The 26,313-nt window shown below is 50.7% G+C and carries 26 protein-coding genes; 7 read left to right on the forward strand and 19 right to left on the reverse strand.

Going from position 1 to position 26,313, the window contains the following annotated elements:
• The first annotated feature begins 54 nt into the window (after nt 1-54).
• A complete protein-coding gene (dusB, locus tag CFREI_RS11280; RefSeq protein WP_027013627.1) occupies nt 55-1,209 on the forward strand; it encodes a tRNA dihydrouridine synthase DusB in 1,155 nt (384 codons plus the stop codon).
• A 116-nt stretch (nt 1,210-1,325) separates the two neighbouring features.
• Complete coding sequence (locus CFREI_RS11285; RefSeq protein WP_027013626.1) at nt 1,326-2,186, forward strand: putative endonuclease domain-containing protein; 861 nt, start codon at nt 1,326-1,328, stop codon at nt 2,184-2,186.
• 144 nt (nt 2,187-2,330) lie between these two features.
• Here CFREI_RS11285 and mshD read toward each other — a convergent pair whose 3' ends face one another.
• Nucleotides 2,331-3,179, reverse strand: a complete 849-nt coding sequence (gene mshD / locus CFREI_RS11290) for a mycothiol synthase (RefSeq protein WP_027013625.1) — start codon at nt 3,177-3,179, stop codon at nt 2,331-2,333.
• Between the two features lie 25 nt (nt 3,180-3,204).
• Between mshD and CFREI_RS11295 the strand changes: the two genes are divergently transcribed.
• Both CFREI_RS11295 and CFREI_RS11300 read left to right on the forward strand, forming a co-directional pair.
• Complete coding sequence (locus tag CFREI_RS11295) at nt 3,205-3,903, forward strand: LmeA family phospholipid-binding protein (RefSeq protein WP_027013624.1); 699 nt, start codon at nt 3,205-3,207, stop codon at nt 3,901-3,903.
• A 20-nt stretch (nt 3,904-3,923) separates the two neighbouring features.
• Nucleotides 3,924-4,565 (forward strand): heme-binding beta-barrel domain-containing protein, encoded by a 642-nt coding sequence (locus CFREI_RS11300; protein ID WP_027013623.1) that lies wholly within the window; start codon nt 3,924-3,926, stop codon nt 4,563-4,565.
• A 550-nt stretch (nt 4,566-5,115) separates the two neighbouring features.
• Here CFREI_RS11300 and CFREI_RS11305 read toward each other — a convergent pair.
• Complete coding sequence (locus tag CFREI_RS11305; protein ID WP_027013622.1) at nt 5,116-6,000, reverse strand: aminodeoxychorismate lyase; 885 nt, start codon at nt 5,998-6,000, stop codon at nt 5,116-5,118.
• A 63-nt stretch (nt 6,001-6,063) separates the two neighbouring features.
• Here CFREI_RS11305 and ygfZ point away from each other — a divergent pair, with 63 nt between their 5' ends.
• Complete coding sequence (gene ygfZ / locus CFREI_RS11310; protein ID WP_240483248.1) at nt 6,064-7,032, forward strand: CAF17-like 4Fe-4S cluster assembly/insertion protein YgfZ; 969 nt, start codon at nt 6,064-6,066, stop codon at nt 7,030-7,032.
• Between the two features lie 148 nt (nt 7,033-7,180).
• Nucleotides 7,181-7,384, forward strand: coding sequence for a DUF3073 domain-containing protein (locus tag CFREI_RS11315; RefSeq protein WP_027013620.1), 204 nt, complete (start codon nt 7,181-7,183; stop codon nt 7,382-7,384).
• 363 nt (nt 7,385-7,747) lie between these two features.
• Here CFREI_RS11315 and purM read toward each other — a convergent pair whose 3' ends face one another.
• The 4 genes from purM to CFREI_RS11335 all read right to left on the reverse strand — a co-directional run bounded on the left by purM (nt 7,748) and on the right by CFREI_RS11335 (nt 11,565).
• Entirely contained in the window at nt 7,748-8,818 is a 1,071-nt protein-coding gene (gene purM, locus CFREI_RS11320) for a phosphoribosylformylglycinamidine cyclo-ligase (RefSeq protein WP_027013619.1), read from the reverse strand.
• Between the two features lie 34 nt (nt 8,819-8,852).
• Nucleotides 8,853-10,367 carry an amidophosphoribosyltransferase gene (gene purF / locus CFREI_RS11325; protein WP_051256134.1) on the reverse strand — a complete coding sequence of 505 codons (1,515 nt, stop codon included), beginning with the start codon at nt 10,365-10,367 and terminating at the stop codon, nt 8,853-8,855.
• A gap of 59 nt (nt 10,368-10,426) precedes the next feature.
• Nucleotides 10,427-11,122, reverse strand: coding sequence for a VIT1/CCC1 transporter family protein (locus CFREI_RS11330; RefSeq protein WP_027013617.1), 696 nt, complete (start codon nt 11,120-11,122; stop codon nt 10,427-10,429).
• A gap of 65 nt (nt 11,123-11,187) precedes the next feature.
• Nucleotides 11,188-11,565 (reverse strand): sterol carrier family protein, encoded by a 378-nt coding sequence (locus tag CFREI_RS11335; protein ID WP_027013616.1) that lies wholly within the window; start codon nt 11,563-11,565, stop codon nt 11,188-11,190.
• Nucleotides 11,566-11,618: 53 nt separating this feature from the next.
• Here CFREI_RS11335 and CFREI_RS11340 point away from each other — a divergent pair, with 53 nt between their 5' ends.
• Entirely contained in the window at nt 11,619-12,587 is a 969-nt protein-coding gene (locus CFREI_RS11340) for an acyl-CoA thioesterase (RefSeq protein ID WP_027013615.1), read from the forward strand.
• Nucleotides 12,588-12,752: 165 nt separating this feature from the next.
• Here the strand turns inward: CFREI_RS11340 and trhA are convergent, their stop codons facing one another.
• From trhA to CFREI_RS11405, 13 genes are all read right to left on the reverse strand, one after another.
• A complete protein-coding gene (trhA, locus tag CFREI_RS11345; RefSeq protein WP_035112583.1) occupies nt 12,753-13,457 on the reverse strand; it encodes a PAQR family membrane homeostasis protein TrhA in 705 nt (234 codons plus the stop codon).
• Nucleotides 13,458-13,531: 74 nt separating this feature from the next.
• Nucleotides 13,532-15,850 carry an ABC transporter permease gene (locus CFREI_RS11350; RefSeq protein ID WP_027013614.1) on the reverse strand — a complete coding sequence of 773 codons (2,319 nt, stop codon included), beginning with the start codon at nt 15,848-15,850 and terminating at the stop codon, nt 13,532-13,534.
• Nucleotides 15,850-16,599, reverse strand: a complete 750-nt coding sequence (locus tag CFREI_RS11355) for an ABC transporter ATP-binding protein (RefSeq protein WP_240483247.1) — start codon at nt 16,597-16,599, stop codon at nt 15,850-15,852. Before CFREI_RS11355 ends, CFREI_RS11350 begins: the two co-directional genes overlap by 1 nt.
• Nucleotides 16,600-16,770: 171 nt before the next feature.
• Nucleotides 16,771-19,047, reverse strand: a complete 2,277-nt coding sequence (purL, locus tag CFREI_RS11360; RefSeq protein ID WP_027013612.1) for a phosphoribosylformylglycinamidine synthase subunit PurL — start codon at nt 19,045-19,047, stop codon at nt 16,771-16,773.
• Nucleotides 19,048-19,068: 21 nt separating this feature from the next.
• Nucleotides 19,069-19,740 carry a phosphoribosylformylglycinamidine synthase subunit PurQ gene (gene purQ / locus CFREI_RS11365; protein ID WP_027013611.1) on the reverse strand — a complete coding sequence of 224 codons (672 nt, stop codon included), beginning with the start codon at nt 19,738-19,740 and terminating at the stop codon, nt 19,069-19,071.
• Nucleotides 19,737-19,982 (reverse strand): phosphoribosylformylglycinamidine synthase subunit PurS, encoded by a 246-nt coding sequence (purS, locus tag CFREI_RS11370; RefSeq protein WP_027013610.1) that lies wholly within the window; start codon nt 19,980-19,982, stop codon nt 19,737-19,739. The genes purQ and purS overlap by 4 nt, the downstream gene beginning before the upstream one ends.
• Before the next feature lie 130 nt (nt 19,983-20,112).
• Complete coding sequence (locus tag CFREI_RS11375; protein WP_027013609.1) at nt 20,113-20,592, reverse strand: glutathione peroxidase; 480 nt, start codon at nt 20,590-20,592, stop codon at nt 20,113-20,115.
• Nucleotides 20,589-21,215, reverse strand: coding sequence for a 5,6-dimethylbenzimidazole synthase (bluB, locus tag CFREI_RS11380; protein WP_027013608.1), 627 nt, complete (start codon nt 21,213-21,215; stop codon nt 20,589-20,591). Before bluB ends, CFREI_RS11375 begins: the two co-directional genes overlap by 4 nt.
• Before the next feature lie 49 nt (nt 21,216-21,264).
• Nucleotides 21,265-22,452: an AAA family ATPase gene (locus CFREI_RS11385; RefSeq protein WP_027013607.1), complete on the reverse strand. Its 1,188-nt coding sequence runs from the start codon at nt 22,450-22,452 to the stop codon at nt 21,265-21,267.
• A gap of 714 nt (nt 22,453-23,166) precedes the next feature.
• A complete protein-coding gene (locus tag CFREI_RS11390) occupies nt 23,167-23,583 on the reverse strand; it encodes a PaaI family thioesterase (RefSeq protein WP_027013606.1) in 417 nt (138 codons plus the stop codon).
• The gene (locus tag CFREI_RS11395) at nt 23,580-23,894 is read right to left on the reverse strand and encodes a hypothetical protein (protein WP_027013605.1); all 315 of its coding nucleotides are present in this window, start codon (nt 23,892-23,894) and stop codon (nt 23,580-23,582) included. Before CFREI_RS11395 ends, CFREI_RS11390 begins: the two co-directional genes overlap by 4 nt.
• The gene (locus tag CFREI_RS11400) at nt 23,891-25,492 is read right to left on the reverse strand and encodes an AMP-binding protein (RefSeq protein WP_027013604.1); all 1,602 of its coding nucleotides are present in this window, start codon (nt 25,490-25,492) and stop codon (nt 23,891-23,893) included. The genes CFREI_RS11395 and CFREI_RS11400 overlap by 4 nt, the downstream gene beginning before the upstream one ends.
• The gene (locus CFREI_RS11405) at nt 25,489-26,307 is read right to left on the reverse strand and encodes an SDR family NAD(P)-dependent oxidoreductase (RefSeq protein ID WP_027013603.1); all 819 of its coding nucleotides are present in this window, start codon (nt 26,305-26,307) and stop codon (nt 25,489-25,491) included. Before CFREI_RS11405 ends, CFREI_RS11400 begins: the two co-directional genes overlap by 4 nt.
• Between the last annotated feature and the right edge of the window lie 6 nt (nt 26,308-26,313).

Here is a 26,313-nt window from a genome sequence, read left to right on the forward strand (position 1 = left end):
GCTGCGTGAAAAGGCAAGATGCGCGGGCGTCGATAAGCATGCGACAATACTGCAGTGACACTGAAGATCGGACCCCTTACACTGCAATCTCCTGTAGTACTCGCGCCAATGGCGGGCGTAACCAATATTGCTTTTCGCGGCTTGTGCCGCGAACAGGAGCGCGAAAAAACCGGAACCGTGTCAGGCCTCTATGTGTGTGAAATGGTCACCGCCCGCGCCCTAGCGGAGCGCAATGAAAAAACCATGCGCATGACCGCTTTTGCGGAGGATGAAAGCCCGCGGTCTATGCAGCTCTACACTACCGACCCCAAATACACATACGAAGCTGCGAAAATGATTGCGGAAGAAAATATGGCCGATCACATAGATATGAATTTCGGGTGCCCAGTGCCTAAAGTCACGCGACGCGGCGGTGGTTCGGCGCTGCCCTATAAACGCCGTCTTTTCGCTAACATTGTCGCCGCTGCTGTCCGCGCCACCGAAGGCACCAATATTCCCGTAACCGTGAAATTTCGGGTCGGCATTGACGCAGCTCACCACACGCATCTCGACGCCGGGCGTATCGCCGCCGAGCAAGGCGCCCAGGCCGTAGCACTCCACGCCCGAACAGCTGCCCAACGGTATTCTGGATCCGCAGATTGGCGGGAGATTGCCAACCTGAAAACCCATATGATTGCACACGGGTTTGCAGATATACCGGTGCTGGGAAATGGTGATATCTTTGCCGCCGAAGATGCCTTGGCAATGATGGAACAAACCAGTTGCGATGGCGTGGTTATCGGCAGGGGATGTCTTGGTCGTCCTTGGCTATTTGCGGAATTGTCAGCCGTACTACGGGGCATTGAAAAGCCAGCACAGCCGACACTTGGCGAAGTAACCCAGATTATTATTCGCCACGCCGAACTCCTATCAGAACACATGGGCGAGGAACATGGATGCCGTGATATGCGTAAACACATGGGTTGGTATCTCCGCGGATTCCCGGTAGGCGGCGACACCCGGCGCGACCTTGCCCGCATCCGTACCCTTGCCGAACTGCGGGAAACCCTAGCCCCATGGTCCGACTCCCCCGCACTCGCCAATGACCACGATGGAGCCCGCGGACGTCAAGGCTCCCCTGGAAAAGTCATTCTCCCCGAAGGCTGGCTCGATGACCCGGAAGACGACACAGTACCCGTCGGCGCCGAAATCGACAATTCCGGCGGATAATAACGCACCTCTACCTGTGGATAACACGCACCCCACCACCATATATCCACAAATCTGCGCATCCCTTCGCGCAATCAACTAGGCAAACCCATCATTCGCGGGCTACCAACACAACTATGAGAGTCGATATCCTAGCCCGCGCCCGTAAACACCACATTGCAAGACCAAATGCCATTATCGGAGGCTGGGCCGCCCTGGCATACACCGGCCTCACTAACTGGGTTAGCAAAGCACCCGTCACCCTCCATGTGACCAGTAACTATCTCCGCACCCACAACCCCACCAAACCAACACGACGCCGCATTCGCCCAAATACCCCAACCTGGGCTCCGGACCCCTCCTACCCCAATATGCATGTTGCTGCTCCCGAGGTCGCCCTTATCGACTGTCTTATCGACCTTCAACGCAACTACTACACCTGGTGGACCTACCAAGTACCTCAACAACAACCCTGGGAAGTCCGTGCCACACAGCTTATCGACGCCCTCCACCAGCACCACCCCCTCAACTTGCCGCTTCTGCACAGCACAGCCCGAAATATCTTTAATGCCCGCAAACTAGAAAAACTCCTGAACCAATCCCACCCGGGATCCCAATCACCACCAGAAACCGCCCTCCGCCTTATAGCCAACACCATTCGCCCCAACCCCGATATCCAAATCCCCATCTACGAACAAACCCCACCTCACCGACTTCTCACCACCGCCGATGCAGGCTGGGAAGACATTAAAGTAGCCCTATTCTACGATGGCGAGCACCACCTTAACCGGCACCAACGAGACTACGATGCCCGAGTCCAAATCGAACTCAGAGAAATGGGCTGGGAATCAATCCGCATTACCCACGGTCTCCTCCGAAACCCCAATGCCCTCACCAAAAACATCCAGCACGCAATCCAACGAGCGACCGCTGACCAATTCACGCCCATAACCCCCGAAACAGCACTATGGACTCCGCGAAATACCCCCGGACGGTGAGTGACTAGGGGAAGCTTGTGCCCGCTGTAAAATCTGCCTGATTTTGATGCAAAATTGGGCATTTTTCCAAAATTTGACCTGGGAAAATAGCGCTATGTTAAATCTGCCTGAGGCAGATTTAACTGCCCCACAACCTATGCCCACCTATTGGGCTTGATACACCACATGCTCTTCCTCAATGGTGAATCCGAGGTGCTGGTACGCCGCAACCGCTGGTTGATTATCGGCTTCCACATAGAGGATTACTTTGCTACATCCAATTTCCACCAAGTGAGCTAGACCCAGACTGATCAAAGGCCCCCCAAGCCCTGTACCTCGATAATTTTCGCCGAGACCCACCACATATATTTCACCGAGTTCCTCGGAATGTTGCTTTGTCCAGTGGAATCCGGCGATATTGCCTTCTGGGTCGAGCAGGAATCGGACACCACTTGGGGAAAACCAGGGTACGTCGATCGCTTTTTCTAGCCGCAATAGATCCCAGTTCCCTTGTTCAGGATGCCAAGAAAAGGCTTCATTGTTTACCTGGAGCCAGATTGGCAAGACTGCTTCTCCGAGTGCTTGATAGTGGCTTTCGGAAAAACCTTCGGGAAGTGAATATTGTTTAGCATCGCGTAAAGCTTCGCCTTCTATCCCCATAACCAGAAGCTTTCGAGCTTCCACCATATTGAGTTTTGCGGCTAGGGCTTGGGCTTCCGGGAGATTGCCGTGAGCCCAGATACTGGTGGCGGGCAGGGCGTCGATAAGTGCGGTGGCGTATCCGCGGCGGCGATGGTCTGGGTGGACCACCAGTTCTGCTGTTGCTCCGTCATAGGCCGCCAGTGCGACGAGTTCTGGTGCGAATAAGAGCACATGAGTGTTGTTTTCGGTGAGCCCCCGAAGGAATTGTTCGGACAATGGTGCGAACCCATCGGCGGCGGTCGCAGCGTCGCAAAGTGCAAATGCTTGAGCGAGTAGCGGTTCTGGCAATGTGGTCGCATGTCGAAGTTCCATGGTCCTACCCTAGTAACCTGAAAGGGTGAAACGCACAATTGCCCTTGTGATCGCCGTAATTTTGGGCGGCGCCTATGCAGTGGATAATGCTTATGCCGCCAACCTTGAACGTCGCATCGGTGAAGAGACACGCGCACATGCAAATTTGGACGCCACTCCAAAAATTTATTTGGGTGGGGTGCCTTATGCACAAGCTCTTATCACCGGAGAAATCCCGATCATTAGTTCGGAGGTACTGGATGTGGATGTGCCACGACTCGGAATGGTGAACGCCCGTACGGAGGCTCGTGGAATCGAAGTTACACCCGAACAAGTCCGCAAGGGCGATATTACTGGCGCAAAAGCAGGCTTGCTCACTCGTCGCATCAGTATGGATGGCGTGGCACTCGGACATTTATTGGATATGACCGATCTGGATATTTCACACCCGAACGACATTTCACCAAATGGTGGCGATGCCGCGGAGGTTCGTTTGCGCGGCACACCGCCCGGAGAAACCGAACCTGTGACCGAATTAGCCAAGCTGCGCATTATCGGTGACACGATCAATATCATCCCGGAATCAAATGAAGCATTCGCACTCACGTTCACTAACGCCGAGCTCCCCCTCACCGCTCCTGCCAGCAAGATTTTTGTCGCCGGCGGCAGTATCTACGTTGAATCCCTCGAACGCAATGTGCTTCTCGACGCCGCCGACCTCTCACCGTTGTCGCGCACAACCTAACTGGCATTAGGCTAGAGTCCATGTCTGAAAATAACAACGCAAATCTCGATGGAAATGAAGCCGTAAATCTCGCAGCTGAACAGGCAAAATCAACAGCTGGATTGAATATTGCTTCGGAAATTGAAGGGTTGGATGCATTAGCAGTCCCCACCGATACCGCCAATTTGCGCTTTGGCCCAAATCTTCACGATGGCCTCCTTGCATTACTCCCACTTGTTGGCGTGTGGCGTGGTGAAGGACAAGCCGCAACCACCGATGGCGATTATGCCTTTGGCCAGCAGCTAACATTTAGCCATAATGGGGAAAATTATCTTGCCTACGAATCTGTGGTCTGGCGCCTGGACGCCAGCGGTAACCCTACTGGGCATGATCAGCGGGAAACTGGTTTTTGGCGCATTAGCCTCAAGGATGAAATCGAAGTAATTTCCTGCCATGCCTCAGGTGTTGTGGAAATTCTGTACGGCAATCCCTTAAACGAGCGAGCCTGGGAATTAGAAAGCGCCTCAACCATGGTGACAGAAAGCGGCCCGGCACAACTCGGTCCAGGGAAACGAGTATATGGCTTGCTTCCCACAAACGAGCTCGGCTGGGTGGATGAACGGCTGGTAGATAATCAACTTCTGCCAAATATGTCCGCGCGGTTACGCCGAGTAGTTGGGTAGCTTCCTCAATGATTATCTATCGGGGGTGTTTTTCGGGGGTCTTTTTATCTGGCAGATTTCTGGGTTTCACCAGCGCAGAACCCGATATCACACAAGGAAATTGCTTCACACATGCCACTATTGGTTTGCTTGCAACAAGACCGCTGGCCAATAGATTATTCACATTTCGCCACGCCCCAATATATGTGCCCCCAATGTTCCTATAACGACTGGCCAAATCGGATTCACTCCTATCCTCCAGCCCAAAAACATTGTTCGATATAATTAGAACATCAATGGGGCAATATGTGGATACCTAGATCATTGCATCACAATTATTTTTCAATACCACCAAAACATCACCCAAAACGCAGTTCTGATACTTGCTTAAATCGAATTTTTACCAGTTGAGCGCCATAAAATTCATTGCTCATTTTGGTCGCTGGATCTTCCTTTTGCACTGTTGGCGAGTTATTCTGCAAGTGCCCGTAACAAGGCCTCGGGGAGGGAGGGCCCTAGGAGCACACCAGCTCCTGGGGCCCTTGCTATTTCATGAGCCCGGCCACAATACTCACCAACCAAGCGCGGTTTCCACCATGCGATACAACTGCTCATTAGCTTGTTTGCCTGGGTCATTCAAGGTTTTCCCATTCAGGGCAGTAACACGAGTGGCAATGCGCACGGAACTGATAAGCCAGACACTATCGGCGTCGAAAAGGTCTGAAATGCCGATTGGGACAGTGTGACAATCCCAACCCTTCCAGGATGCGTGTTCGAATAAGGCAGCTTGTGTAGTGCCGGGAAGGATATCACCGCCGGGGGTCGGCGTGTATAGGTTGGTACCTTGCACAATAATAACACTGGATGTGGCCCCCTCAAGCACCTGGCCGTTTTCCACATAGATAATGTCATCGAATCCATTAGCATTTGCATAGCGGAGTGCGGCCATATTTGCGGCATAGTTCAAGGTTTTTGCGCCGACAGTTAGCCAAGGTGCCGGGGGTGGACCACCGAGGTCACCAGGCAGTGCCGTATTAATGCTGTATCCGCGGGGTGTCGTCATCACGCGAACACCGTGTTTGCGCTGTTCAAGCACATTTTCGGCAATTGGTTTTATGGTGATCCAGGCAGACGGGCGGCCAGTGCTAGCGCGGCCTCGAGTAAGGGTCCAAACGCACGTAGCTTCGAAGTTTCCCCAAGATTCAATAGCTTCTTCGGTAGCCTGTGCCCAGTGCTGAGGATCAGGGCTCGGGAGGTCTAGTAATTGCGCACTTGATTGGAATCGGTCGATATGCCGTTGCAGATTGCACACCTTGCCATTTCGGACGAGCAAAGTTTCGAAAATGCCGTCACCGCGCGTTACCGCAGCATCGTCCCAATACACCAGCGGCAGTTCAGGATTATGGTGCCGAGTCGAACCTCCGTGCGGCTCCAGCACAACGATTGTGGGCTTCATAACTCTACTTTAGGGGTTACGATGAGCCTTGTGGCTGAAGTTTGCACATATAAATCACCGTTCATGACCCGCCCCGGCGCGGCACCGGCTTCTCCGAATATTGGTGTGGCTTGGCATTATGGCAACCCACTCGGCGAGCAACGCGGCTCATTTCTCGTCGATCGCTCACACCATCGGGTACTTCGCGTGTCCGGTCCCGACGCCCCAACATTCTTAAACAATCTCCTATCCCAACAGCTTCTCGACGCCCCGACCTCCACGGCTGCGCTCAACCTCGACGCGCAAGGGCGCATTCTCCATCATGTTGGAATCTGGTTCCACAATGACACGTTCTATCTAGAAGGACCGGCGCCCGAAATAGCCACTTTAAAGCCATATCTTCTCCGTATGGTCTTTTGGTCCGATGTGGAAATAAAAGAAGCGGATTTCGCCCTATTTACGGCGATTGGCGAGGAACCCACAACGGGACTCAAGCGACGCGTCCAATGGAACGGCCCCGAGCGGTGGGACATACTCATTCCCAGAGACCGCATGGACGCGGCCGTCGATAAGCTTGATTTGCCACTCGCCGGCCTTATGGCGTTTACCGCCGAACGCGTCAAAGCCGTAGAACCCGAAGTCACCACCGACCTTGACGCCAAAACAATCCCACATGAAGTACCCGCTTGGATCACCTCCGCAGTCCACCTAGACAAAGGTTGCTACCGCGGACAAGAAACCGTCGCCCGAGTACACAACCTTGGCAGAGCACCCCGAACACTGGTCATGGTCCACCTCGACGGATCCGCCCCCGAATTACCCGAACCAGGTGCCGCAATTACCGCCCATGGCCGCACTGTCGGACGCCTCGGCACCGTAGTACACGATTGCGACTACGGCCCCATCGCCCTGGCCCTGATCAAGCGCACCGCCTTGGAAACTCCCGACCTCGCCGTAGAAGACGTAGCGTTGTCCATTGACCCAGACACCATCCCCAAAGACGAAGGAGAACGACCGGGACGCGTCGCCCAAAACCGCCTTCGCGGAAAATAACCCCCAGAAACCCCCAGGTCACAGCCCCGTTGCGGACTTTTTCGCTCACAACCGCTATTGTGTCTAACAGGAATACATTTAATTAGAAACGCTCAAGGGAGTGCCGAATTCCCCGCGCACTCCTCGCTCACACCAAGGGGGTCAGGCCATGGGTCGCGGCCGCGCCAAGGCAAAACAAGCCAAGGTTGCTCGTCAACTGAAGTACAACTCTCCAGAAATGGACCTCGCATCACTACAGCGAGAGCTAGCTGGAAAGTCCGGAAACGAATCCTCACGCAAAGAGGACGACCAGTACGCCGAATGGGCGGACTGGGACGACCACGACGCCGAAGACGAACAGAGCTGGCGATAACGCCCTCCAAAGTCACCGCGAGGAAGGCCCCCGCCGACCTCGCGTTTCGGCATGCCTAAGCCCAGGACCTTTGTCTAACTTTTCTTGCCCCTGGGTTTGCTTTTGGGTTGGCTGTGTGTCCTTGTGTGGACTCGTGCTGGGCTGGAAAAGGCAGATCTGACATTGTGCACCAGCCAATAATCCATTTCCCCAGGTCACGATCCCTACAGGTTGTGCCTGATGCAACATCTGCCTTTCTACAGCCTTTTCACTGCCTTTTCGCCCAGGGAAACCATCCCTGTCGGCGCAGCCCTAGCCGACCAGGTGAACCGAACTCACCCAGCCGCCTCGGGAACATGTTATGCCTAGACCCGGTGGTTTTGCTTAGTAGCCGGGGTGTTCGCCAATCATGTTTACGCGGTTGGTGTCATTGTTTTCGGCTTTGCGGATTGTGCCGAGTTCCCAGGCTTCAATATGGCGTGCTGTCAGCATGGCGAGTGCGCGGTCTCGATCTTGTGGAGCGATAACTGCGATCATCCCCACCCCCATATTGAAAGTTTTTTCCATTTCACTTTGTGGTACTTTGCCGAGTGCTGCAATGGTCCGGAAGATTTGGCTTGGGGTCCATGTTGCACGGCTAATGTCCGCTGTAAGTCCCTCGGGGATTACTCGAGAGAGGTTTCCTGCGAGCCCTCCCCCGGTGACATGGCAGAAGGTGTGGGTTTCACATTCGGATGCAAGTGCTAAGCAGTCAAGTGCATAGATTTTTGTGGGTTCAAGAAGCTCTTCGCCTAGGGTTCGGCCAAGTTCTTCCATATAGCCGTCGAGAGGAAGTCCAGCTTTTTCTAAAAGTACGTGCCGCGCTAGTGAATATCCGTTCGAGTGGAGGCCGCTGGATTTCATGCCGATTACGATGTCGCCAGCACGTACTCGTTCGGGGCCTAGGACACTGTCGGCTTCTACAACGCCTACTGCTGTGGCAGAGACGTCGTAGTGGCTAGGTTCCATAACGCCTGGGTGTTCTGCCGTTTCGCCGCCAAGGAGGGCACATCCGGCTTGCACACACCCTTCTGCAATACCCGCTACGATTTCGGCTACATGTTCGGGTACTACTTTGCCTACGGCTATATAATCTTGGAGAAACAGCGGTTCGGCACCGCATACTACAAGGTCGTCGACACACATGGCAACTAAATCGATGCCGATGGTGTCGTGTTTGTTCATAGCTTGGGCTACGGCCAATTTCGTGCCGACGCCGTCGGAACCGGCCGCCAGCAATGGTTCGCGGTATTTCCCAAGTGCGAATAAACCTGCGAATCCCCCAAGGCCGCCTCGAACCTCCGGGCGAGACGCTCGCTTTGCATGTGGGGCAAATAATTCGACAGCCCTATCTCCTGCTTCGATATCCACACCTGCGGCGGCATATGAACTGCTCATGTCGGCGTTTTCACTCATGTATTTCCTCTATTTCGGATGTTCGGTCACGCAGCTACATCGTATTCTGCATGGTGCGGACTAGGTCAGCGTTATGGTTTCCTTTTGGCAGGCCAAGAGGATATTTACCATCAAAGCATGCACAGCAGAGTTCATTTCGTTTTTGCCGGGTTGCTTCGACCATATTGTCCACAGACACAAAACCGAGGGAGTCTGCACCAATGGCTGTTCCCACTGCCTGAACGATTGCTTCTTCGTCATCGCCTTCAACACAGTTGGCAAGCAATTCACCTGGGCTAGCAAAGTCAATGCCATAAAAACATGGCCATTTCACAGGTGGAGAAGCGATTCGTACATGGACTTCGGCGGCCCCAGCTTCACGGAGCATTCGAATAAGTGCTCGTTGCGTATTACCGCGAACAATTGAGTCATCCACAACAACTAGACGCTTACCAGCAATAACTTCGCGAAGTGGGTTGAGTTTTAACCGAATACCCAATTGCCGGATCGTCTGCGAAGGTTGAATAAATGTTCGCCCAACATATGCGTTTTTGACCAGTCCTTGGCCGAAGGGGATTCCAGATCCTTGGGCGTAGCCGACGGCGGCTGGAGTTCCAGAGTCAGGAACTGGAATTACCAGGTCACCTTCAGCTGGGCACTCTTGTGCTAATCGACGCCCAATTTCCACGCGCGTTGCGTTCACTGCGCGACCTCGAATAATTGAATCTGGCCTCGCTAAATAGACATATTCGAAAACACAACCCTTATGGTTGGTTTCACCGAAGCGTTCGGAGCGAATTCCAGCTTCATTAATGCTAATCAGTTCGCCGGGTTCAACTTCCCGCACAAATGAAGCACCAACAATGTCAAGAGCTGCAGTTTCCGAGGCCACAACCCAGCCACGCTCTAACCTCCCGAGCGCTAACGGGCGAACTCCATATGGGTCTCTGGCTGCGTAGAGGGTCGTGCCGTCGGTAAACGTTAGGCAGAAAGCTCCTTCGATTCGCGGCAGCAGTGATTTGGCGGAATCGACCACGGATTGCCCATCACGCATTCCGTCGGCGAGCAGAGCACACATTACATCGGAGTCCGAAGGGCTGTTCGCTTTATCAACGAGCCCCTTCGTGGCTGCCTCATCTAGTAACTCGGTGTAGTTCACCAGGTTTCCATTGTGTCCAAGCGCTACATCCGTACCATCTGGAGAAACCCGAAACATCGGCTGCGCGTTTTCCCAGCAGATTCCGCCTGCGGTGGAATAGCGCGTATGGCCAATGGCCACGTCACCACGCAGCGATTCGAGAGTTTTTTCGTCAAAGATTTGAGAGACCAATCCGATATCTTTAAATACAACGATCTGGTCACCATCACCAACAGCAATGCCTGCAGCTTCTTGACCACGATGCTGCAACGCATACATGCCGTAGTACGTCAGTTTGGACACCTCCTCCCCTGGTGCCCATACCCCGAAAACACCACATTCTTCGCGGGGCGCTTGTTCGCCGTGGTCATCGAATCCGTCATTGTTGGTGGGCGCGGGACGGTGAATTGTCGCGCGCAGGGATTTCTCCAAAGGTGCCACGGGAGACAATCGTAGCGCTTGATTGGGTTATGCCCTAATAAAGCTCGGCACTATGCCCCAAAAGCAACACCGAACACAACGCCGATCACATAGGTCACCCCCAATGCCACCGCACCACCAATAATTAAACGTGCCACTGACCTGCCATGATGAGCATCAGCCAGCCACGCCGAAACGCTGCCGGTAATACCCAAAGAAACAAGGGTAGCCACAAGGGTAATACTCACCCGCCAATCATTGGGGGCGATCAAAACTGCCACTAGTGGCAGCAAAGCACCTAGGACAAACGAAATCGCCGAAGATATTGCGGCTAGACGGGGGTCAGTAAGTTCTTTAGAGTCGATGCCGAGTTCGATGTCTAGGTGGGCTGAAAGAGGATCCTCTTCAGTAAGCTCAACAACCGCCCGCTCAGCAGTTTCCATGCTCAAGCCTTTCCCTTGCAAAATGCCCACAAGTTCGAGTCGCTCAGCTTCAGGCGTATGTTCTAAGTCCCAGCGCTCCTTTTCCACCAATGCCCGCTCCGTATCACGTTGCGCAGACACCGAAACATATTCACCAAGAGCCATGCTTACCGCTCCAGAAACCAGCGCTGCAAAGCCAGCTGTAGCGATAACGCTTGACGACGCCCCGGTAGCGGCAACGCCAATAACTAAACCAGCGGTGGAAACAATGCCGTCATTGGCACCTAATACACCTGCACGTAACCAGTTGAGTTTTGAGTTTAATGTTTGAGAATCACCATTCATACCCCAAGCCTATACATATGTGCATAGATGCGCACATATGTATAGGCTTGGCTTTGTGGGACACTTTAAGGCTCCAAAGGCACAATGGGCAGCCAATGTGCAATGTCTGCCGCACGCGTACCTGAGATATCAACATCGGGGGCGTCGAGAAGCGATGCAAGTCCAGTAGCCAATCGAAGCCATGTGCGAGGATCAGTTTCCACGACATTCGGCGGCGTACCCCGCGTGTGGCGGGGGCCATCGATACATTGCACAGCAACAAACGGCGGGACCCTCACTTCCACACTGCTACCAGGAGCTATCTGTTCAAGTGTACGGGCCGTTAGTCGAACAGCTTTTGCAATCGCTGTCCGCGGCGGTGTCGGGGCAGCATCACTTCGGAGCCAGTCAGCCACCGCCACCACGGCAGCTTGGGTTTCAGTCGCAGAGATAACACGCTTCACAAAAGTGAAGCCTACCGTTCTAAGCTATAACTACAGCGAAGAAAGGAAGCAGTATGTCCCAACGCGCCGCCAGCGTAACCCTGCGTTTTATGGCTGCCCCTACAGATATCATTATGGCTGGTAACCACGGAGTTTCCGGCGGCCGAGTCTTAGAATGGATCGATAAAGCCGCCTATGCCTGCGCGGTGGGTTGGTCTGGGGCATATTGCGTAACCGCCTACGTGGGACACATTCACTTCACTCGCCCAATTCCTAGCGGGCATATGGTCGAAGTGCGCTCCCGGATAGCAATGACGGGGCGCTCATCCATGCATATCGTAAACGAGGTACTCTCCGCCGACCCGCGCGAAGGTGTATTCACACGTGCATGCGACTGCTTAGTCATCTTCGTAGCAAAAGATGCCGAAACCGGAAAACCCCAAGCAGTCCCAGAATTCATCCCTAACACCGACGAAGAACGACGAGTCCTCGACGCCGCACTTTCCCGCATAGACTTGCGCAAAGCCATTGAAAAAGAAATGGGTGAACAAACATATGTTGGCCCCTCCGAGGCACCACGACTAATTACCCGCTTCCTCGCAAAACCAACCGACGTAAACTGGGGCGGAAAAGTACATGGTGGCACCGCAATGGAATGGATTGACGAAGCTGGTACCGCCTGCACGATGGAATGGTCAGGGGAACATACGGTTGCCGTCTATGCTGGCGGTATTCGGTTCTATCGTCCAATCCAAATCGGCGATTTGATCGAAGTCGATGCGCGGTTAATGCGTACCGATGCCCGATCAATGCAAATGTCTGTGCACGTTCGATCAGGTGCTCCCCGTGGCGGACGCGATGCACTGGAAACCGCAATCCACGCAACAATCACCTATATTGCCGTTGATATAGATGGATTCCCGCTCCCCGCACGACCATTTGTTCCCCGATCCACCGAAGATGTTCGGCTTGCAAACCATGCGGCCAAGCTCCGCGAACTCCGCGCTCAATACGCACCGAAACCACTGATCAGCCGAAAATAAAAACATGTGCGCACCAGCGCCACATGGTGCGCACCTTCAGTCACTTTGCCATACCAAAACCAACCCATCCTTTAAATAAAAGAAAACGTTGACGCACTAACAGTCCACCGCAACCGCAACGATCCTACAGACTCAGGTGCGAAAATATGAGCGACTAGCCCCCCCCTACGCCCCCGTCTGAACTACTACCATCCACACAGCAATAAGGTGTAAAACCCCGGCCATCACCGTAGCCAGATGGAAATGCTCATGGTACCCAAACCATCGCGCATTACGTCCTGGCCACCGCAGCGCATAAAACATTGCACCGAATGAATATACGATTCCACCGGCAAACAGCAACCATACAACCGCAGGCCCCGCATTTACCCAAAGTTGCGAAATTAGGGGAATAACTAACCACCCCAGCACCAGGTACACGACCACATCCAACCAACGCGGATGTGGCACCAAGGACAATATCACGCTTATCGACGCCCCACCCCACACCGCCGCCAAAAGCCAAGTAGCGGCAACTGGAGACAAAATCATAGAAACCAGTGGAGTGTATGTCGCCGCTATAAAGACCGCTATCGTGGAATGGTCGGCCCATTTCCACCAAGCTATAGCGCGCGCTGAACGCCAAGGAACACAATGATACGCAGCGGAAACGCCAAACAATTGCAATAAACCAACCGCATATACAGTGACCGCAAACGCGAAAACTCCCGGAAGGGTCATCCACGAAAAAGTTGTTAAAACGGCCCCAGAAACGGAGGCTAAAAATGCTGCCGCCACATGAAACCAACCTCGGGCTCGTGGGCGTGGGCCTCGATCAACCACCCAGCGGGTTTTGGGTATTAACCTCGACTTTTCTATTACTGTCACAATAAAACTTTCGGTCGCGTAACTTACGAATGCGTAAAGTCTAGCGCCCTGACTACAAGAGCACCAGTGTTTTAAAATTATTCATCTCTGGCCTTTAAACCCTCAACAAGACGAAGTCTTGACACCATGCCGATAGAGAAAAGCCAAACAACCGCAAGCACAAGGCAAGCGATCAATGCCGCATATACATATGTATCCGGTTGAATCATCTCTTCGAAATATAATTGCGAGTTTGAAAACTTCGAAGACACATACCGAGTTAAATACAATCCTGAGACCAAACCTAACGGTAATCCCACGAGTATTTGCAGCACCAATTCCTTCAAATATGCAAGCGAAATATCCAGTGGCGTATACCCCAATACACGAAGCACCACAAACTCATATTGGCGAGCCAATAGCGAAATTGAAGAAATTGAATACAAAGCAGCAATGCCGAGCATAATAGAGAAAAGAACTAGTAGTGTAATATACATATTCAATGCAGCGGCATGCTTTTGAAAACTTTCCCGCTCATTTGGAATCGCACTTACGGCCAGTACTGATTCCTCACGCTCCAACTTCTTTTTCGTCTCACCGATATTATCCTTCGCACTAGCAAACACCGTAGTAAAAGTTTGTTCTTTTAGCCCTAAATCTTTTTCGGCAGCATTATACGAAGCAATCGCAATAAAACCAATATTTTGTTGGCTTAGGCCAGTGACACTAATATCTCCATCTACAACACTGTTTGAGCTTTCAATAGTTACCAAATCCCCTTTGCCAATACCTAGCCTTTCGGCATAAAATTCCGGCAGTACAATCCCGGCACCATAGGTCATAGGGTTATCGTCCACATCCTGAAAATTATAAATATCGGCTGGTCGGTCCGTAATAATGAGTGGAAGCTCTTCCCGCCTATCTGCTACCCGCAATGTAGCCGGGACAGTGAGCGCCTTATACTGCGTTTCTAAATTAATATCCTCTGAAAACCCTGGATCATTATTAATATGAGTTGGCGGCACTGTAATCGCATAATCATATTTCGCCGTAACATCAAAGTATTCGGTGGTAATTAGCTGATACGAATCCTGAAACCCCAGGGACATAACCGTCAACGATGTTGAAGCAATCACTCCACAAATCATTGCCAGCGAACGGCCCCAATTTCGAAACGCTGACTTTACGGCGTATCGAGAATGAAATGATAGCCGGGCCCAGATGGGAGTTCGCTGTAAGATAATGTCTTTACCACTTTTAGGCGCAGCTGCGTGCATAGCTTCAGCAGGCATTATTCGCACAACGCTATAGGTGGCAATCAGCGTTGAAACGACACTAATCACCAATGCGAGCACCGCAGGCAACCAAATATGGTGTAATGATCCTTCAAAGACAAAGAATGGCGCAGTGAAAATCTTCTGGTATGTGTGCACCAAATTCGGACCAGCAACCTGAGCAATTCCAATCCCCAACAAAACACCCACAATGGTTGCAACAACAGCGACAGCACAGTACAGAAAAATAATTTGTACACTACTAGTACCCATCGCTTTTAGAATTCCGATTTGCCTACGGTCCCTTAAAACATTGCGCCGCTGCCCAACAAAAACCACAATGGATGCGATGCAAAGGAACACGATTGGAAATATATATGCCATCTGATCGAAATCACGCACATCTGCAGTAAAAGCATTCACCGTATTTATATCCGGATACTCCGTAATATTGAGTATCTTTTCCCCTAGCAATTGCTCAACACTGCTGATAATCGCATCATTTTCATTGCGCGTCTGGTAAAGCAACGCAATCTGCTGAAACGGCACTTGGTGCGATTCAAGAAATTCCGTATCCACATACACAACACCAAATAAGGAAACATCCGCAACCGACTCCGTCGGGGATTGCTTAAGGTACATTTCTTCCGGAGCAGTAGCAATACCGCTTACATTGCAGGTTGCTTGAAAAAGACGATGCTCAAATGACAAAACATCGCCTGGCTGGACATTATGCCTCACCGCATATTTGTGGGCCACTAAGCATTCATCAGAATTCCTAGGCGCTTCTCCTTGGTGGATATAAGGAATATTTACCCGAGGATCCTGGAAATCGTACGACAACAATCGAAGTGTTTTATCACCATCACGAGTATCCAGAGCTGCCCGACGTTGCACCGATTTCACGCCAGCAATATTCGCTAATTTATCGGCATCATTTTGCGTGAAATCTACGCCATCAATAATTACATCTGGGATTGCATATTCTTGAAAATACCGATGCGAAGATTCATCAAAATTATCCGAATTTGTTTTTAGCGTGGCGTAAAAACCAACCGCTACACCAACGATAACAACAAGACCAATAATCGAACTTATACTACGGCGCATTTGGCGAAGCGCATTTATAAGAGGCATTAACATTACCATTGCACCTCCGACGCCATAGCGGGATTTTCATTGTAAATTACTTCAGTAATTTCCCCACTTCGCATGGTAATTACCATATCGGCCATTTTGGCAATATCTTTATTATGAGTGATTACTATTATTGAAGTTTCATGCTCACGTTGCAATCGTTGCAACTCCTCTAAAACCTGAACACCTGTTTCAAAATCTAACGCCCCTGTCGGCTCATCACACAACAGCACTTGTGGCCGTTTTGCCAATGCACGCGCTATCGAAACCCTTTGCTGCTGACCGCCAGAAAGTTGGTGCGGATAATAATCCAAGCGATCTGCTAGCCCCACAGCAGTAAGGGCATCCTTCGCATCGGCGCGAGTTAGCCCGACCATTGACGTTGCAAAAATAACATTCTCCAGTACCGTCAGATCTGAAAGTAAATTATACGACTGGAAAATAAACCCCACTTCTTTGCGTCGAAATTTTGTTAGTTTTCGCGCAGAAAAAATACTAATATCAACGCCGCGAAATAAAATCGATCCTGACGTTGGTGAGTCCATTCCCCCTAGAAGATTAAGCAAGGTGCTTTTCCCAGAACCACTCGCCCCCAAAACAACAATAAACTTTGAGGCAGGAATATCTATTGTAATATCGCGCAATGCATGGACTTCAGCTGGTTTAACCCCATAAACTTTGGAAATGTGTTTTAAAGCGTACAACATTTTTCTGTCCACTTCATTTTTATTTTTGACTGCGCTTTTAAAGCCCATACTAGTTCCACCTAAGTTTGAATGTGAAGCCTCAGTAACCCATTACTTCTGGGGTCCACGACCGCACCCAGTAAGGCCACTTTAAACATTAAAGGCACACAAAAATAAGGCACCCGGTCATTCCGAATGCCTTATCTTTTATGGTTGTTTAGCGCGAAACCAGCGTCCTAACTATTCAACGACAGAGTTGGCGCCAACCGCATGCCCAAAGATACTGGGCAGTGTGGCTTCCCATGCTTCACGGAGCTCATCCAATGGAATGTCAAACTGTCCATTGATTCGTAAAACACGATCTTCATTGGTGGAGCCGAGTTTTACACAAGGAATTCCGAGTTCAGCTGCACGTGCTTCCAATGCTTCACCAGTATCCGTAGCAACGAGTACTCGTGATGCAGTTTCAGAAAACAGTGCAATGAATGCATCGTTGTGTACGGAAGCAATATCGATATCCGCACCGATATTTGAAGTGATGGTGAGTTCAGCAAGCGCCTGGGCAAGACCGCCCTCAGATAAATCGTGAGCAGCAGTAACAACACGTGGGCCGGTAAAGAAATCCGAAAGGGTCTTTTCCTTAGCCAGATCAATGTTCGGGGGCATACCATTCAGGCCTGCACCAGAAATTTGCTGCCAAATCGAACCACCGAATTCGTCTTCGGTAGTGCCGAGTACATAAAGGTCCTCGGTATGGTCAACGGTGCCCAGTTTATGTCCGATTCGTTGGTGTACATCATCAATTACACCAAGCACACCCACTACAGGAGTCGGGAGAATCGGGGTGTCACCAGTCTGGTTATAGAAGGAAACATTGCCACCAGAGACTGGGATCCCCAGTTCAACACAGCCATCGGCAAGCCCATGTACGGCTTCACGGAACTGCCACATCACGTCAGGGTCTTCTGGCGAACCGAAGTTTAGGCAGTTCGTTACGGCCACCGGCCGGGCGCCAGTAACTGCTACATTGCGATAGGCTTCCGCCAATGCGAGACGCGCACCCGTATTCGGATCAAGCTTGGTATACCGACCCGACGCATCTGCGGAAACAGCCACACCACGGCCGGATTCTTCGTCGATACGAAGCACACCGGCATCAGAATTTTGTGCGAGTACCGTATTGCCGCGCACATAGCGATCATACTGTTGTGTAATAAATGCCCTAGAGCACAGCGCTGGCGATGAAACCATCTGCAATAGTGTTGCACGCAAATCGCTTGGCTTTTCGACGCCCCGGAACACCTGGAGTTCATCCTGCCATTCAGGCCGCGCATATGGGCGTTCATATACAGGGCCTTGGTGAGCGATTGTATGTGCTGGAGCTTCAACAACGATTTCACCGCGATGCGTAATCACCAAACGATCATTGTCTGTAACTTCCCCAATCTCAGCGCAAGTTACATCCCAGTGAGCACAAATTTCTTTGAACTTTGCTACATTTTCCGGAGTCACAATTGCACACATGCGTTCTTGTGATTCAGATGCAAGAATTTCCGCAGCAGTCATATTTTCTGCCCGCAGTGGAACCATATCCAGGTTTACCGTCATGCCGCCATCACCAGCTGCCGCCAATTCGGAAGTGGCACATGAAAGGCCGGCCCCACCAAGATCTTGAATACCTACAACTACTCCTGCTTTATATAAGTCTAAGCAGCACTCAATAAGAACTTTTTCGGCAAAGGGGTCACCGACCTGCACGGCTGGTAGTTTCCGTTCCGCACCTTCCTCAAATGTGTCAGAGGCCAATACGGACACGCCGCCGATACCATCTAGGCCTGTGCGGGAGCCGAACAACATAACTTTATTGCCTAAACCAGACGCAAACGCCAGTTTCAGGTCCTCGACCTTGAGCGTGCCTACACAAAGTGCATTTACAAGCGGGTTACCAGCATAAGATTCATCGAATACTGTTTCGCCACCGATATTTGGAAGGCCAAGGCTATTACCATAGCCACCGATGCCATCCACTACCCCAGGCAGCACACGTTGCGTATCCGGGGCGTCGGCGGGCCCAAAACGAAGTTGGTCCATTACCGCGATAGGGCGAGCACCCATTGCCATAATGTCGCGAACAATACCGCCCACGCCGGTAGCGGCACCTTGATGAGGTTCCACATATGACGGGTGGTTGTGCGATTCGACTCTGAAGGTAACTGCGTGCCCATCCCCGATATCTACAACGCCCGCGTTTTCGCCAATTCCAGCAAGAATCTTTGAGCCCATTTCAGGTGTAGTGGTCTCGCCGAAATAACGTAAGTGCACTTTAGAAGATTTGTATGAGCAGTGCTCTGACCACATCACCGAATACATAGTTAATTCAGCATGCGTAGGGCGTCGTCCCAAGATTTCTTTAATGCGGGCATATTCATCGTCTTTAAGCCCGAGTTCGCGGTACGGCTGCTGCGCGTCCGGGTGCGCCTTCGCGGCGTCGACAGTGTCATTGAAAGGAACAGTCATTGTGCTACCTTTAGTAAAATTTTAGGAGGCAATGGTGCCGACAGCGGACAAGAACAACTCCAGCCCATCCAAGGATGGTCCGGTCAAAGTTTCAACAGCATGTTCGGGGTGAGGCATAAGCCCAACAACGCGGCCATTTTCCGAACAAACACCCGCAATCGAATTCATAGAACCATTGAAGTTGTCGGTATAGCGGAATACAACGCGACCTTCATCTTCAAGCATTTTGAGGGTTTCAGCAGAAGCTTGGAAGCGCCCCTCACCATGCTTCGCGGGAATTAGAATCCGTTGCCCAGCCTCTAAAGTATTCGTCCATGCGGTCGAATTATTCACGACCTCTAGGTAGATATCGTCGCAGTGAAAATGTAGACCCTCATTTCGGGTCAATACACCGGGCAATAATCGGGACTCTGTAAGAATCTGGAAACCATTACAAATTCCCAGCACAGGCATACCTTTTCCAGCAGCTTCAATAACAGATTGCATTACTGGGGCAAGTGCGGAAATAGCGCCAGAACGGAGGTAATCACCATAGGAAAAGCCCCCAGGAATCACTACGGCGTCAACACCCCGCAGATCTTCATCCGCATGCCAGAGCGAAACAGCCTTAGCGCCTGCAATACGGACGGCACGAGCGGCGTCGACATCATCAAGAGTGCCCGGAAATGTGATGACGCCGATGTTCGCGGTCACTCGGACACCTCAAAATCAACAACTTCGAAATCTTCAATCACGGTATTGGCGAGCAGAATTTCGGCAATTTTTTCGAGATCAGCCCGGGTGACTGTTTCATCAACCTCAAGTTCGAATCGCTTTCCTTGCCGTACGTCCTGCACCCCCTCTACCCCGATACGACCCAAGGCACGCACAACCGCCTGCCCCTGAGGATCCAAAATCTCTGCCTTTGGCATCACATTGACAACTACACGGGCCACAATTAATCCCTTACTCGCGGTAGGTAGGCGTGCTGTCCTGCGCCTGAATCACGCAGGACTCGGACACGCACAGCATACCGAGAACGCACCCAAACCACCTATTCGAAAGTGCGGCGGGCGCTAAGGACACCTACTGCACCGGCAAATGCTCTTCAATGAGTTCGATAATTTCATCAGCCTCCGGATCAGTGCGTGGATCAAAACGCCCAAGCACGTCACCATTATCCGAAATAACAAACTTTTCGAAATTCCAGGCTATGTCAGCACCACCAGTTGCTTCTTTGAGATGCTGATACAACGGATGCGTGTCCTCACCATTGACATCTGCCTTGGCGAACAAAGGGAAAGTCACTCCATAGTTCTTCTTACAAAATTCGGTAATTTGTTCGTGAGTACCTGGTTCCTGCGCACCAAACTGGTTACACGGCATGCCAAGCACAAAGAACCCACGCATTGCATAGTCATCAAACAGTTGTTGGAGACCCTCATATTGTCCGGTAAGACCACATTCAGAGGCAGTATTTACAATCAAAAGAACATGACCTTCCCAATCCCTTAACGTGGTTTCACGGCCGTCGATTGTGGTCACTGGAATATCGTAGAAACTCATATGGTTGAGCGTAGGCGTTCTTGATGGATCGCGTCATCCAAAGGCCTTCTATCACGCCATCCAAAACGCTCAAGATCAGGAATTTGTTCGAGGTGCGTGACGGGACCCAGACATAACCATGCAATAGGACGAACTGGCGACTGACAGCCAATAAAATCGGCTAAAAACGCTTCTTTATAAAAGCTAACCCAGCCCATTCCTACACCTTCAGAAGTTGCAGCTAGCCACATATTTTGAATGGCAAGCGCCGCACTGAAAACCCCGGTTTCATCAATAGTATGTCTACCTAAAATATGCGGACCGCCACGCTCAGGGTTATACGTCACCACAACACCAGTGCCTGATTCACAAATGCCCTCGATTTTAATTGGGTTAAAAGTTTTTCGACGTTCCGAAGGCAAGCTATCCGAGAATGCTTTCCGACGCCCCGCCACATGCGAGGCAAACTTGGCCAACCGCTCTGGTTCTTGCACGATCACAAAATCCCATGGCTGCGAATTCCCCACGGACGGCGCAGCATGCCCCGCTGCAAGAATCCGACGCAATTGATCACTACCAATAACTTCGCCAGTGTATTCGGCTCGCACATCGCGACGCTGGAATATAGCGTTATACACATCCATCATAGATAAAGCATAGGTTTACAACCCCAGCCAGCGAGATGACCGACAACTAATTCGACATCACTGATTCTTTACCTTCGGTATTTGCAGCCCCTTCGTTATCATCATCTTCAGAATCCTGATCACTTTCGGGTTCGTTGTGCGATTCAGTTTCCTCTCGAGGTTGAGTCTCGGCAACTTCTTCGCCCTTTTCAACGTCCTCTACATCACCATGTGCAGTCGATTCCTCATTTTCTTCATTGCGTTCAGGTTCTTCTGTTTCGTCGATTTCTTCAATGTCCACAATTGGATTCAAATACGTTAATCCAGTATCTGGATCTCGACCAACAATGACGATATGTTCATTACCTACTTCTTGACCAGCATCTACCAATGCTGGACTTCGTGTTGCCACGATGGATTGAATCCCGTGCAACATTGCCAAAAAAAGATCACTATGTTGCGGATGCAAGAAATGCTCGGGGGTATCAATCAATAAAGTTTTACCGCTAAGTTGTGCAGTAGCCAGTGCGAGTTCGCCAAGAAAACCGTCACTTAAATGGCGGGCAGGCGTGCCCACAAATTGACCTTGAAATTGTTCATTGAGCACTAACATAACATCGCCGAGATCTGTGGTAGCAAACCCCACGGAACGGGCTGAAGGCCCCCCTAGATCGCATGCAATGGTTTCAATGCGGGCAAAAGATTCCGGGTCGGTTGATGCCAATTGATACAACACACCGGAAAGGTTCGAAGCATCGGATTCCAAAACACTACTTACTGGACTAAATTCACGCATTTTTTCCGGTTGAGGAACAAACTCTGTGATTGACCGCAATGTTTCGGACAACTCCTCGATTGCCCAGTCTTCATTTACGGGCAAACCTGCAAGTTTAAAGAGAGCAGAATGCCTACCATCGAACGAGAGTTCAGCAAGATTCAAGGATTCCCCCTCGCCCATGCCGAGCACTTCCTCCGTAATGCGTAGTTCTGGGCGAACTTCGACCGTAATGTCATAGGTCAGGTTTCCCACACTGCAACCTATGCGAAATTCATTTTGGCCTCGGGGAGCACATTCAAGATCCTCAAGCACCGATTCGATTGGCCAACCCGCCGCTAGCCTTCCCAACGTACGAAGCGCTAGCAGCGCATTTGTCTTCCCAACGTGATGAGGTCCCACCAACAAAGCAGCAGACCCTAATTCAAGGGATTGCTCGTGGAACGTCATCCACTGGGTCAATCGCAGGTGAGTAATCATAAGCGCCACCGTAGCAAAAAGACCCAAGTGGTTATAGCACAGATTGTGCACTATTTTTCAGGTTCCGGCCTTGAAACCTGAGGAAAGAGAATGTTCTAGACCCCATCACGTCGAACTATAGTGCGCATCGAAAGTGTGCAGCTCCATGCACGTCAGAAACTAAAAAGCCCCCTCAAAAAGGGGCATATAACAGCGAACCACTAGGCTCAGTAGAACACTTACGCAACGCTTATCACTTTTTTATATGGGCGGGCGTGGCACACACTCCGAATACGGGGGTAGCGGGTGCGGAGCACAACTTTCTGGTCGAGCCGTTTTTAAAGAATCGAATCACCAACGTCCTGATAATAAAGAGCACCGTCCAGCAACCAGAATTGAAGCCATTCGGAATATCATACCAGTCGCATATAGCGGTGCACTGCGTTAAATTTTCAAATAAGTAATGCCTCATGAATTACAACTCGAAGCATTCCGCAAAGCTGTCGCTAATCACCAAATCAACGAGCCGGTTAATTTCGGGCATAAGTACTCCTATTTTGCGTGAATGGAGACAAGCCCTTGTATTGACAACCTTGTCTTGCTTTCGCTGAATGGGCATGTACAAAAGGCGTAACTGGAATCAGACTGCGTGTTAAATCACTGTTTGGCACGCCACGACAAAGCCCCACATCGTCGGAATTACCAACAAATGTGGGGCAAGATATCCTGTTTGCACTAATCTTTTGATGCAGGGACGGTATAGGTTGTGACCACCTTGGCCAGGATGGCGTCATCAATTGATGAACGGACCGTGGTGTCAGTAACAATTACGGTGCGGCCGGCTCGAACAATCGTTGCTGTAGCAATAGCATCGCCTTCGCGTTTGTTTGCCACTATATTGACCGAAGAGCCCACCGCTAACGGGAACACTCCTCGCGGCACCTGCTGCATTGCGAGCCAGGTTCCACAAATATCCGCTAATCCAAAAAGAGCGGGTGCGGAAAACATACCCGCTGGTTGCGTAATTGCTTTATGCAGGGGCATACCAATTTGTACTTCGTCAACAGAGCCAGAGATTGGGTAAAGTTTCAGAGTGATGGCTACATCATCAACCTTTGAATAGAAGGCTTCCCACTGTTCAATAAAATTCATGTTAAATCCACTTCTTCGGTGTCTTTTTCCGTCACCCACAATGGTTCATGAACCATAAGTGAGACTTCTTTTCCCTCACGTAATTGCACATCTAGAACGTACCGGAATCCCGCATCCTCACACTCAGATATTGCGGCAATATCCCCTTCGTCCACAGCTACAATAATGCGCCTACATCCTGGGTGGGCGCCGTAAATCTCCGCGGTCTTTTGCAGCAATTGCCTACTCGAGCCAAATTCCAGTTCAATATCATTTTTACCGAAAGGATACGTGTGTCGGAGCGGAGAATGTTCTACTAGTGTGTATTTCATTCTTCCGCCTCCACTATCTCACGGACATATTGGCGAATTGCTAGTTTATTTACCTTTCCGGCAGAGTTTCGCGCAATTTCGTCAACAATAATCAATCGCTTTGGCAACTTATACCTTGCCAAATGCCGCTCACAATGCTCACGCAAATCTTGCAATGTGATTTCAGCTCCGGGATCTAACTGCACTACCGAAACAACGCTTTCTCCCCAGTGATCATCTGAAATGCCCACTACAGCATTACCCCGTACACCATCCATTTCTGCGACAACACGCTCTACTTCAGCTGGATATACATTTTCACCGCCAGTAATAATCATGTCTTTAAGGCGATCGACAATGTAATAGTATCCATCTTCATCACGGTGGCCCAGGTCACCCGAATGGAACCACCCAGCGGTATAAGCCTTTTGCGTGATTTCTGGATTATTCCAATATCCGGTTGCGACATTTGGGCCCCGCACCCAGAACTCGCCAGTACGTCCTGCTTCACGCACATCTTCGCCGGTATCAGGGTCAACCAACCTGATTTGCGTGTACGGCATTGGGATTCCACATGAGCCAGCTTTCTTTTCCGTCATATTTGGCGGAAGATATGTGGCAAATGGAGCAGTTTCGGTGAGCCCCCAAGCCTGTTGAACATTAACACCTTTTTCAAGGTAGCGCCGTATAAGTACAGGTGGTACCGGCGCCCCAGCACAAATCGTTGCCCGCATTGATTTCAATGAAGCACTATGAAAATCTGGGTGACTATACATCGCCTCAAGTTGTGCAGGCACTAAAAATGCGGAACCCACTTGGTATTTTTCAATATCACGCATTACTACCGCTGGATCGAAATGCCTATGAATAAGTACCACATTCCCACGAACTAAAGCACGAATTACAAAGGAATTCAAAGCCCCAACATGGAACAGTGGTGCACTGGCTAGGGTGACATCTCCCGGGCGGGTATCCACCATGGTGTCAACATTTATGGAATTCCACCAGAGATTGCCGAATGTAAGCTGAGCACCTTTTGGCATACCAGTGGTCCCGGAGGTAAACAGCAAGAGCGCTAAATCTTGCATTGTCATTGGACGTGATTTCGCCACCGATTGTGTATCAGTTTTCATGATATTTGAGGTGGTGCTCCAGTACAGTGGAACTTTTCCTTCTACCGGAGCGAAATCGTCGTCGTCAACGATAATGACATGGTGCCGTTCAATTCCGTAAATATGCTTTGCCATTGGCAAATATGTACCTTCGACAACCACAGTGTGCGGTGTTCCCTGCATTAGCAGTTGAGAAACTTCAGCCTCCGAAAGCCGGAAATTAAAGGGCATAAATGTAGCCCCGAGCCACCACGCCGCCAACATGGTGTAAATAAAGGACTTCGAATTCATACCCAGATAGGCAACTCGATCACCTTGACGAACTCCAGCTTCATCAAGATGAGCCGCCCACGCTTTAATAATGGCATTGAGTTCACTGTAGGTTACCTCTTCACCTTCATAAACTAACGCCAATTGGTCAGGTTGGTACGCCGCGTGGCGCGCAATTTGAGTGCAGGGATTAATATCAATTGTTTCCGGATTATGGTTTACCCCTGTAATAATCATAATTCGTCTCCTCCTGCCGAATTTTGAAATCCGCGGGCAGCAATTCCACCATCAGCATTAATAATTGCGCCCGTTATATTTCCGGCTTCGCGAGAAGAAGCCAGCATTACATATGGACCAGTAAATGTTTCTGGTTCTGTTGAAATATCGTGAAGAGGAATATAGGGATTGCTTCGCGCTGGTCGACGATCCAGAGTCTGCTGGAAACTGCGTGTTTCCAAGCCCAATGCTGCTGGCCCACGTAAATCCGTACGCATTCCTCCTACTGCCACCGCATTGACTCGAACCTTTGGTGCAAGTTCGTACGCAAATTGCAGCATTAGACCCCTATCTGCAAATTTGCTGGCGGTGTAAATCGGGCCACCTCCTGCAGCATAAAATGCAGCATTCGAAAGCGTCATAATGATTGAGCCTCGCGTTTTTACCAGTTCCCGCCATGTAGCTTCAACGGTAAGTAAATAGCCCTTTACATTAATCGCAAATACTTCATCAAATACTTGGGCTAGCTCAGCGCCAGAATGGCGCGTCACCGAGCGGTTATAATCCCAAATTCCTGCATTTGGAATAACGGTATCAAGTTTGCCAAACGTTTCAATCGTCGCTGCTACAGCTGCCTGTAAATCATCTGGTTCCCGGACATCAGCTTGTAGCGCCAAGGTTTGATGGGACGGTAACCTACCAGCAATTTCCTGGGCCCGCTTGCCATCGATATCAAGAAGTGCAACATTAGCACCCTCATTGGCAAATCGTGTTGCTAATGCGGCACCGAGCCCGGAACCGGCACCAGTAATTATTGCCGTCTGTCCTCGTAACATTTCGAT

It is taken from the genome of Corynebacterium freiburgense (assembly GCF_030408815.1).
Taxonomy (GTDB): domain Bacteria; phylum Actinomycetota; class Actinomycetes; order Mycobacteriales; family Mycobacteriaceae; genus Corynebacterium; species Corynebacterium freiburgense.

Excerpts from the sequence above, each read along its gene's own strand:
- CFREI_RS11285 (WP_027013626.1), top strand. The coding sequence starts at position 1,326 with ATGAGAGTCGATATCCTAGCCCGCGCCCGTAAACACCACATTGCAAGA.
- mshD (WP_027013625.1), bottom strand. The coding sequence starts at position 3,179 with ATGGAACTTCGACATGCGACCACATTGCCAGAACCGCTACTCGCTCAA.
- CFREI_RS11300 (WP_027013623.1), top strand. The coding sequence starts at position 3,924 with ATGTCTGAAAATAACAACGCAAATCTCGATGGAAATGAAGCCGTAAAT.
- CFREI_RS11305 (WP_027013622.1), bottom strand. The coding sequence starts at position 6,000 with ATGAAGCCCACAATCGTTGTGCTGGAGCCGCACGGAGGTTCGACTCGG.
- ygfZ (WP_240483248.1), top strand. The coding sequence starts at position 6,064 with ATGACCCGCCCCGGCGCGGCACCGGCTTCTCCGAATATTGGTGTGGCT.
- CFREI_RS11315 (WP_027013620.1), top strand. The coding sequence starts at position 7,181 with ATGGGTCGCGGCCGCGCCAAGGCAAAACAAGCCAAGGTTGCTCGTCAA.
- purM (WP_027013619.1), bottom strand. The coding sequence starts at position 8,818 with ATGAGTGAAAACGCCGACATGAGCAGTTCATATGCCGCCGCAGGTGTG.
- CFREI_RS11330 (WP_027013617.1), bottom strand. The coding sequence starts at position 11,122 with ATGAATGGTGATTCTCAAACATTAAACTCAAAACTCAACTGGTTACGT.
- CFREI_RS11340 (WP_027013615.1), top strand. The coding sequence starts at position 11,619 with ATGTCCCAACGCGCCGCCAGCGTAACCCTGCGTTTTATGGCTGCCCCT.
- CFREI_RS11350 (WP_027013614.1), bottom strand. The coding sequence starts at position 15,850 with ATGTTAATGCCTCTTATAAATGCGCTTCGCCAAATGCGCCGTAGTATA.
- CFREI_RS11355 (WP_240483247.1), bottom strand. The coding sequence starts at position 16,599 with ATGGGCTTTAAAAGCGCAGTCAAAAATAAAAATGAAGTGGACAGAAAA.
- purL (WP_027013612.1), bottom strand. The coding sequence starts at position 19,047 with ATGACTGTTCCTTTCAATGACACTGTCGACGCCGCGAAGGCGCACCCG.
- CFREI_RS11375 (WP_027013609.1), bottom strand. The coding sequence starts at position 20,592 with ATGAGTTTCTACGATATTCCAGTGACCACAATCGACGGCCGTGAAACC.
- bluB (WP_027013608.1), bottom strand. The coding sequence starts at position 21,215 with ATGGATGTGTATAACGCTATATTCCAGCGTCGCGATGTGCGAGCCGAA.
- CFREI_RS11385 (WP_027013607.1), bottom strand. The coding sequence starts at position 22,452 with ATGATTACTCACCTGCGATTGACCCAGTGGATGACGTTCCACGAGCAA.
- CFREI_RS11390 (WP_027013606.1), bottom strand. The coding sequence starts at position 23,583 with ATGAATTTTATTGAACAGTGGGAAGCCTTCTATTCAAAGGTTGATGAT.
- CFREI_RS11395 (WP_027013605.1), bottom strand. The coding sequence starts at position 23,894 with ATGAAATACACACTAGTAGAACATTCTCCGCTCCGACACACGTATCCT.
- CFREI_RS11400 (WP_027013604.1), bottom strand. The coding sequence starts at position 25,492 with ATGATTATTACAGGGGTAAACCATAATCCGGAAACAATTGATATTAAT.
- CFREI_RS11405 (WP_027013603.1), bottom strand. The coding sequence starts at position 26,307 with ATGTTACGAGGACAGACGGCAATAATTACTGGTGCCGGTTCCGGGCTC.